Here is an 8,002-nt window from a genome sequence, read left to right on the forward strand (position 1 = left end):
GATAATAGTTTACATTTGGACATCAGCAAATTCTATTGACGTGACTTTTTAAGAACTATTCCTACATCATCGCCATTGTCAGTAGTAAGCGAAATTATATATCTCCCTCACTACTGCGTATTTGTATAATCATTAATAAAATATCCCTTTCTTACAGCCTCTTCCCCATCAAAAAGGCTTTCAGTGACCGTCACGCCAGCACTTGGCACGCATCCGTTGCCATAAGCGACATGCCGTCCAGCAGATGAAATCGTTCCAATTAGTGATTTTCTTTGCACGACGGCTCCCCCGCCGAAGGCGTAACCATCGAACCTTTCCCCGTTAGGCAAGGGGTAGCCCTGAACAAAAGCCATAAATCCGATATCTTTGATGGATTGCTCATTCAACCCGCGCGGAATAGAGAATTGAAGATTGAGCCCGAGCCGTTTCACAAGCTCCATATGCCGATTGATAGCTCCGCCCAAGTCTTGCTCCACATTAGCCGTAATTGTGTTCTGCCGAACCTCTTGAAAGATGGCAAGCGTGCTTAGTGGCGCTAAATTGGTTTTACCTGCCAGCGCAGCATATTCATCTTGTACGAATACATTGGATGCCTTATCGTAGACTGTCGCCTTGTCATCCAGTGTAAAATACAGCACATTCCCATTCTGCAGCGTGTATGTATACGGGCGAATTGGCCAAAAGACAGGAGTAATCTCTCGCTGTCCACTACTATTGGCTGCATCTTCTAATGTCACCAACACATACCCGTTATAGCGAAGCAATACCATGGCAGGCATGTGGATTTTCAAGTTTTGTATCGCTACCGGATTATTCTCAATGCCGAACTTAAGGGCTAGATTTTGATAAAAAACATGAAGCAGGTCCATATCCAAATTAAGTTGCTTTTGTTCATGATACCGAACGGCGGTCGTCGTTTGTTGTGACTCCATTCTAGCCAAATATGCACCCGCATCGTCCACGGCAGCCCGAAAATCATCCTCATATTGTTTGTGCAGGGTAACACTTCGATCATACGAATCCTGCCTGGCATCATGCACAAATACGAGGGGGATGGCGATAATAAGAAATAGTAAGACAAGACTAAGGGGCTTCACTTCGTACCATTCCCCCCTTTTTAATGGCAATCGGAACCGCTTGTCCTCTGAATAGGAAAGAGCGAAGCCTGCCTGCAAGGGTAATGCCACGTGATTGAATGCGAACGTTACATATATCTCCAACATGCATGGTATATCTCCGCGATGTATCATCATCTGCAAGCTGTGCACTTGGATACAGCGTACTGAGTATTTCTTTGGTAAAGTATCCGTCATACCGAACTGTAAATGTCTGTTGGAACGTCCCAAAGTTATTGGGATTCGTATAGGTAGGTTCAATGACCTTTTTGTAGCGCTTCAAGGTAACATTGAATACAGCATTAGAAGTATCCAGCGAACGTAGGAATTGGTTGTAATCCCGCACGTCTACGTAGCCCTTTCCCCTAACGGTATCAACGAATTGTGTAATCGCCGCATCGGATACTTGGTAGGTCATATCGTCGACCTTCTCGGCCTGTCTGTATCCGGGTTTAAATATTACCAAAAATGGAATATCAACCTTTATATTATAATCTATAGAACGACAACAATCACCAAAATATTACATTTTATCAGTAAAAAACAGGCTAATCATGGTGGTATCTGACCATAATCGACCTGTTTTATGTAACGCTTCGGCGTTACTTAGGTTATAATTGTCAAGCATTATTGTGCGTTCAAACGAAATGATGAAATCTCTATACGGGTATTACATAGTTAAATGCGTTATTGGTTGAATAAAGAATTCATTCGGCACTGGGTGGGGCTCTTGAACAGCCTCCGCTTTTATGTTTGTATTGTTTGGAAATTGACGACGAATAAAAAGAAACCACAACACGGCGGCTAGCTCGTATTGTGGCGTGGTTGGAGTGCTGAATAATCATTTTATGTTTGGTTGTAGTTTACACGAAATTATTTACACTTATTTGACTTTCAAACCCAGGATATAGTCAACTCCCGCTTTAGTTGAATCACTTGTTTCTAGGATCTTATACTCGTTTTTTTCAATTAGCTTTCTGCATATTTTAATGTCTTGCAATAAATGTTCGACATCTTCTTTGTCTATCATCTCTTCAAATTTAATATTTTCTAAGTAAATATCCAGTTTTGAATAGATAAAATCAGCAATTACGTTATTCTTCAAGCTCTCTATTGCAATAGAAACAAAGTATAATGTTTTGGTAAATAAACTATCGTTTACCCTTCTCCAATCCTCTTCTAGAATCCTTGCTGAAACCTGCACTTCAGTTAACCCTTTATCTTCCATATATTCCTCAAAATCAAGTACTATAGAGTTTTTTATTCGTTCATAGCTAGTCATGCTCATATCATCAATCCTTATCTCATGGTCTCGGAATAAACATTTAATTTAATATTTGGGTACTTACGCCTAAATTCCATAACTAAGTTTGAGCAACTTTGGCAGGCATCAAATTCTGTATATAAATTAATTTGGCCTGATACGTAAGGGTCTTTTATTTGAGAAGAAATATCTTCAAGAATCTTTGCCTCCGTATCGTTGTAACGGGGGAATTTATCTTCCACATAAGATTCAAATGATTTTATTTCTTTAGAATGACTAAAATCTCCTAAATTACTACCTAAACTATCAGCAGAATGAATTTGACTGTGTGCTTGAAATTCATTTTTGATTCCAGGGATATTTACTTCCGCTACAGCGATGTTCCCGCTAGGTAGTTTATCTAGTTTTCTAGTTTTCTATCGAGTTTATCCTTCTGAGTTTTTGATAAATTTTTGTATGCATCAGAATTTCTTATCTTTTCGATTTCATTGTTGATATCGTTCCTTATGTTTTTAGATCTTTCAAATAATCTGTCAATTGTCTGTTTAAGTATAGCAGTATTACCCGTCCCCTAAGTAGTAATCTTAAACTCTACTAAAGGAAAAGGTGATAACTGTTTTATTATATACAGCGATGAAGGTATCAGTGGGGCGAAGGTTAATGAAGATGCTCTTGAAGTGGATAGAGTCACCATTAATGACAGTAGCAATAACGGATTGAATTAGAGTCTTCTTGATATACTTTGGCTGATAAAGTTTCAAGAAGAAATGAACGTTTTCAGAGAGAACAAGATAAGGATTACCTTCCAACTGGTCAATTCTGTAGCGATTTACTTGTCCCCTTCTACGTACTGTTTTGATGAACCTTTTTTCTTCAAGTGAAGTAATAGCCGGTTTTACCGTAGATTCGCTAATTCCCAAATTGCATCAATGGTTTCTTGAGAGGGAAAGGCTTCATTGTTCTCTCCTAAATGAGACAGGATATCAAGTAGTACGCCTCGTTCATTCATGCTTAAGCCGTAACATTTCCTAATCATATGAGGATACGGAATGTAATACTTATTTTGTTGGAACGTACAATGAAAACTATGCCAATTCTCGTCCAATGATAGCTTTATCAATCTTTCTTGAATATTTTTCGTCATGTGAATACATCCTTTCATTCTTCGTTTTTTTATAAAAACGAGTGGACGGCTAGCCGCACCGTACCCTACTCTTTATTTAAACTGGTCGTCACCAGATTACTTTCTTCGTCGTAACGATCGCTATTATGTTTAGTTCTGTTGCGAACAAAATCAAATTATTTGATTTAGCCACCCCTACTATCAATTGTCGTGCCATCCATCTTAAAAGATGCATTGCCTTTTCATCCTCCCTATCGGGGCGGCGTATTCTACAGTTGCGTTACATTTTGAAAAAACCTCAGATAACAAAGGTAACAAAAAACAGGTCCATCATGGTGGTATCTGACCATAATCGACCTGTTCTATGTAACACTTTAGCGTTAATTAGGTTATATCTTTCAAGCATTACTGTGCGTACAAACTTATACGGGTATTACATGGGTTAGATGTGTTATGGATTCATTCGTCACTGGGTAGGAGGTCTACTTCATCATCCCCCGTATTCATACCAAAAATCGAAAAAGACTACAACACAGGCGGTTAGCTGGTATTGTGGCTTCGTTGGTTGTATTGTACGATCTTGTAGATAGAAAATTAACGAGTTTACACAAACTATTTTACAGACTCAATTTTTCATATAAATCCATTCTCTGAAACAAAAAGTTTTTTTTACTTCTCCTTCTTGTATTTTTCAATATACTGGTTAATTCCTGTAAAAAGAACTTCTTTTACAGTTTCCGTATAATCTCCAAAACTCTCTTTTGATGAGATAATATCTAAAACTTGCTTTAATTGACCATCAATAATGATTGTAATTCCATCTGTCAGAACACCATTTTTTTCATTTTTAAATACATCTTTTATTATAGTAATTTTATTTTCAGTCATGCTAATCCCCTTCAAAATAATTTTTATTATCATTACACCAATATTTAAAACTTTTATCAATTAAACCATAAAAAATTTTATATTCGCCAACCCATTTATCTGGAATATATTCTTCGAAACTAGTGTATTCAGGAAACATCGAATATAAGAACTTCTCATCAAAATTTATAAATAGAGATGGTCTATAATCGTAGATAGCATTATCTTCATCAATTTTAACTGAAGATAAAAACTTTTCTTTTAGCTCATCGGTTCTTACTTTATATTCTATTATTTTATTTAAAAATTCGCTTACTGTTGTTTCATCTAAAATAATAATACCTTCTCTTTCATACTTAAACAAATTTCCATCAGTTATTCCAGCTTTTTCATAGTCTAAAATCCAATATTCTTTTGTTGAAATGTACCAATTAAACTTGTTTTTAAAGACTATTCCTACAACGATATTTTCTGCATAAAGTGGAACTGTCATTTAACAACACCTCTTTCTACTAAGGTACTATCCTCACATTTTTCGCATATTCAACAAGCCATTCACTAATAGGTGATGGTAGTTCGTAAGCAACGCCATCAAAGTTATATTTTTCAAAAATACCTTTATCAACTATTTTAGGTGCTGTTCCTCCTTGATTCAAGGGATTAGATTTATAAAAATCTTGAGAAATTGCATTTTCTTGAATTAATTCATCTAACCACTTTGGTACTTCAAATTCAACTTTGTATGAACCGTCTCCTCTTTTGTTTTTGAAGTATTCTGCATGATCTTTACCTGTACTTACATTTAAGTCATTTGATTTGAACTTTTCGTTCAAAGAAAGAGTCCCATCTTCATTGACTTTTAATATATCTTTACTCTGTCCTCCTTGAACTCGACTATATGTTACAGTTTCTTCAACAACGTCCCCAGACTCCTTAGCAACACTTCCACCCGAACCAACTTCACCCGTCCCCTCAACAACGTTTCTGCCCAAAATTCTATGTTCCAACTTCGTTCCCCATTGCCCCTTAGCACCACCATATACGATACTCGCTACCCCAAGACTTGCTAACCAGTGTTCCTTGGATAAGGGCTTGTCCGGGTTGATAGCTCCTTTCACAGTCTCTATTCCTCCGACGGTCAGCCAATTGAAAAAATCATACGTCGAATCCCAATTTTCGATAGCCCTTTCCTTTAATCCTTCTTGAATCCCGCCAGAAGCACCAAGTGTCAGCCAGTTGATAAAGTCATAGGGGGAATCCAAGGCTTTATTCCCTCTTGTCTGTAACCCTGTATGAAAATCGCCTCCAATTTCCTTAAAGCTCTCCCATGAAGTCATCGCTCCGTTTGCGATTTCACCACCTATACCTTGAAGGGTTTGTTTGAACCAGTTCTGTGCGAATTGCTTTGATATTGCCTTTCTTTCCTCGCTACTCAGTTGATTCCATATTTCCTCCAGTTGTTCCTTTGTATAACGATCTGATTCCTGACGAAATAATTCCTCCAGAGTGACAGTTTTATTGGGATCATACGAACGTAGCTCAGAACGATTCGTTTCTGTGGAGCCCTCCAATCGCCTGATCGCCCACTCCCCCTCATTCCCTTTGCTCAAGGAGGTCAGAATCAGACTACGCAGTACATTATCCTGCGGCATCTCCGAATGGTCATTCTTTGTAGGATTGTACTTACAAGCTAGTAACGCCGAGCCTGCATAGAAAGAGCTCACATCCACATTCTCATCATAAAAGCTGGAGGCTATGCCTAACTGGCCTAACTTTATGCGTTCAGCCTCCATCTCTTTCGTGGCTTCATCCATATACGCCTGATTACCAAATTTTGCGTACATGTGATAGGCCGCTTGGCTGCGTCCCAGTTCTGTATAGGCCTCTTTAATCTGTTCAAGCCGCTCGTTCGCCCATTTCTGCTCCTCTGGCGTTCCCTTTGCTCGTTGATCCAGTAATTGCGCCACTGTCTTATCCTGTTTCAGTGAGCCTAGCTGCTTTTCAATGGTGGCTGTTTGGATTTGTACCTGAAATTCTTTGGCCACTTCCACGAGTAGCGTGGGAACCGGCGCGATCAAAAGCTTCAGCGGGTTCGTATGCGTAATCGTCTTCGCCAAATGCTCGACTCCACTGACGATCTTTTGCACGACGGCTTTGGCCTCCGCGCCCAAACTGCTGGCTAATCGCTCCCACCAGCTTTTCCCCGTAGAGGTTGCTTGTTTTAATGCCTGGGCATCCTTGATGTTGGCTTGTTCGGTTTCCTTGACCTTTTTTATCGTAAAATCCAAAAATCCGCTCATGCCCTCGGCTTTGCTGGTCAGTTTATTGATTAATGCTTGCACTTGCGCGGTATCCGAACCGATCTGTGACAGCAACTGACTATCCAGCTGATTCACAAAGCCATTCGTCGCATTTCGGAGATAGTTGGCATGATCCTCGATGTCTTGGATATCTTTCATTAACTTCCGCATGCGGTCTTCATTAAAGAGTACCTGATCCGATGCCATTTACGCCTGACCTCCTTTGCCGCTTGATGAAAGGGGACTTAAAGTCCCCTACTTTTAATGACCTTGGCCTTGAAAATCATTACGAACCGAGAAGTCCGATTCAAACAGGATAATGTCGCCGCTGCGAAATTGAAACGTATGGCCCAAGTAGTCTTGATCGGAGGCAATCTGCCCTTCAATCGCCCACATGTTGGCATTCGGAGAATTGTAGCCTAGAATTCTTGTTTCTTGGTCGTTATGCTTGAGCGCATAAATGCCAAAGTTAACTACGATATAGCCCTTCGTGAGAAACTCCGATTCATGCCCGTCCAAAGAGCCTCCGTAGCGATTGGCAAGCGCTAGAACATCCGTCCCTTTCGGCAAAATGTGCGGCGCGATCGGGAGATTGTACTCCCCATACCAATGCTGTACGCTGCGAAGGGCAACGGTCGGATCTACCACAGGCGGCACGACTCTTGGCGGCCCCACAATCGTTCGCGATTTGTACGGCAGAATTTCAATATCATAACCCGTAGCTGTCGTAATTTTGCGGCTCAAGAACTGGGTGTAAAACTTGGGCCACGGCGTTTGCGACTGCTGGCTGGCCGTTAAGATATTCGTATACTCGTAGCTTGCGGCGTTTTGGATATCCGTGTCATTGATATTCCTTAGCGGATCCGGCAAGCGGTAGACGCGGGAGTAGATCTGCTTATCTACCACAGAACCGACGCGGATCATTTTATTGCTGGCTCCTGACGTATCATAATAGAGATCCACAGGCTCGCTAGTGCCGCCGCTGCGCGGTACAAACCAGAACGTGGGATCAATCCGCATCCCTTCGCCTTTATCCCAGTAGTTGCCGATCGTTTTGAAATCAAACTGGAACGAGTAGCCGTTATGAGGCACGGTGGCGACTTGTCCAGGATAGGAGCCTGGGCGAATCGGCATGAGCCATGCGTTTTGTCCAAACATGTTCGTTGGTATTCCGTCTTTATCTCTTCCACCTGAATAATAAGCATTTGTTGTATGATTCAGTGAGCCGGGTGCCGTTCTAAACACGGACTCGTACCGCAAATCACCGATATCTCCTATCCGAAAATCGGAAACGCGCCCCACGACGTTGACATCGATCCCCTTTGTCGCGCAG

Annotated in this window: 8 protein-coding genes and 1 pseudogene; all 9 read right to left on the reverse strand. The window is 40.7% G+C overall.

Annotated elements, in window-relative coordinates; all coding sequences use genetic code 11:
• Positions 1–110: 110 nt before the first annotated feature.
• Positions 111–1,097, reverse strand: coding sequence for a hypothetical protein (locus IEY34_RS35600; protein ID WP_189020926.1), 987 nt, complete (start codon positions 1,095–1,097; stop codon positions 111–113).
• A complete protein-coding gene (locus IEY34_RS35605) occupies positions 1,084–1,533 on the reverse strand; it encodes a hypothetical protein (protein ID WP_189020928.1) in 450 nt (149 codons plus the stop codon). Before IEY34_RS35605 ends, IEY34_RS35600 begins: the two co-directional genes overlap by 14 nt.
• Before the next feature lie 465 nt (positions 1,534–1,998).
• Complete coding sequence (locus IEY34_RS35610; RefSeq protein ID WP_189020930.1) at positions 1,999–2,403, reverse strand: hypothetical protein; 405 nt, start codon at positions 2,401–2,403, stop codon at positions 1,999–2,001.
• Between the two features lie 11 nt (positions 2,404–2,414).
• The gene (locus tag IEY34_RS38000) at positions 2,415–2,759 is read right to left on the reverse strand and encodes a deaminase domain-containing protein (RefSeq protein ID WP_189020938.1); all 345 of its coding nucleotides are present in this window, start codon (positions 2,757–2,759) and stop codon (positions 2,415–2,417) included.
• A 515-nt stretch (positions 2,760–3,274) separates the two neighbouring features.
• The gene (locus IEY34_RS35620) at positions 3,275–3,523 is read right to left on the reverse strand and encodes a helix-turn-helix domain-containing protein (protein ID WP_189020932.1); all 249 of its coding nucleotides are present in this window, start codon (positions 3,521–3,523) and stop codon (positions 3,275–3,277) included.
• Positions 3,524–4,171: 648 nt separating this feature from the next.
• A complete protein-coding gene (locus tag IEY34_RS35625) occupies positions 4,172–4,390 on the reverse strand; it encodes a hypothetical protein (RefSeq protein WP_189020934.1) in 219 nt (72 codons plus the stop codon).
• A 1-nt stretch (position 4,391) separates the two neighbouring features.
• Positions 4,392–4,862, reverse strand: a complete 471-nt coding sequence (locus IEY34_RS35630) for a hypothetical protein (protein WP_189020936.1) — start codon at positions 4,860–4,862, stop codon at positions 4,392–4,394.
• A 19-nt stretch (positions 4,863–4,881) separates the two neighbouring features.
• Complete coding sequence (locus IEY34_RS37150; protein ID WP_229758021.1) at positions 4,882–6,711, reverse strand: hypothetical protein; 1,830 nt, start codon at positions 6,709–6,711, stop codon at positions 4,882–4,884.
• Between the two features lie 219 nt (positions 6,712–6,930).
• A pseudogene (locus IEY34_RS35640) lies at positions 6,931–8,002 on the reverse strand (hypothetical protein); the annotation flags it as partial.

Origin of the sequence: Paenibacillus marchantiophytorum, from assembly GCF_014640555.1 — a bacterium.
GTDB lineage: Bacteria > Bacillota > Bacilli > Paenibacillales > NBRC-103111 > Paenibacillus_E > Paenibacillus_E marchantiophytorum.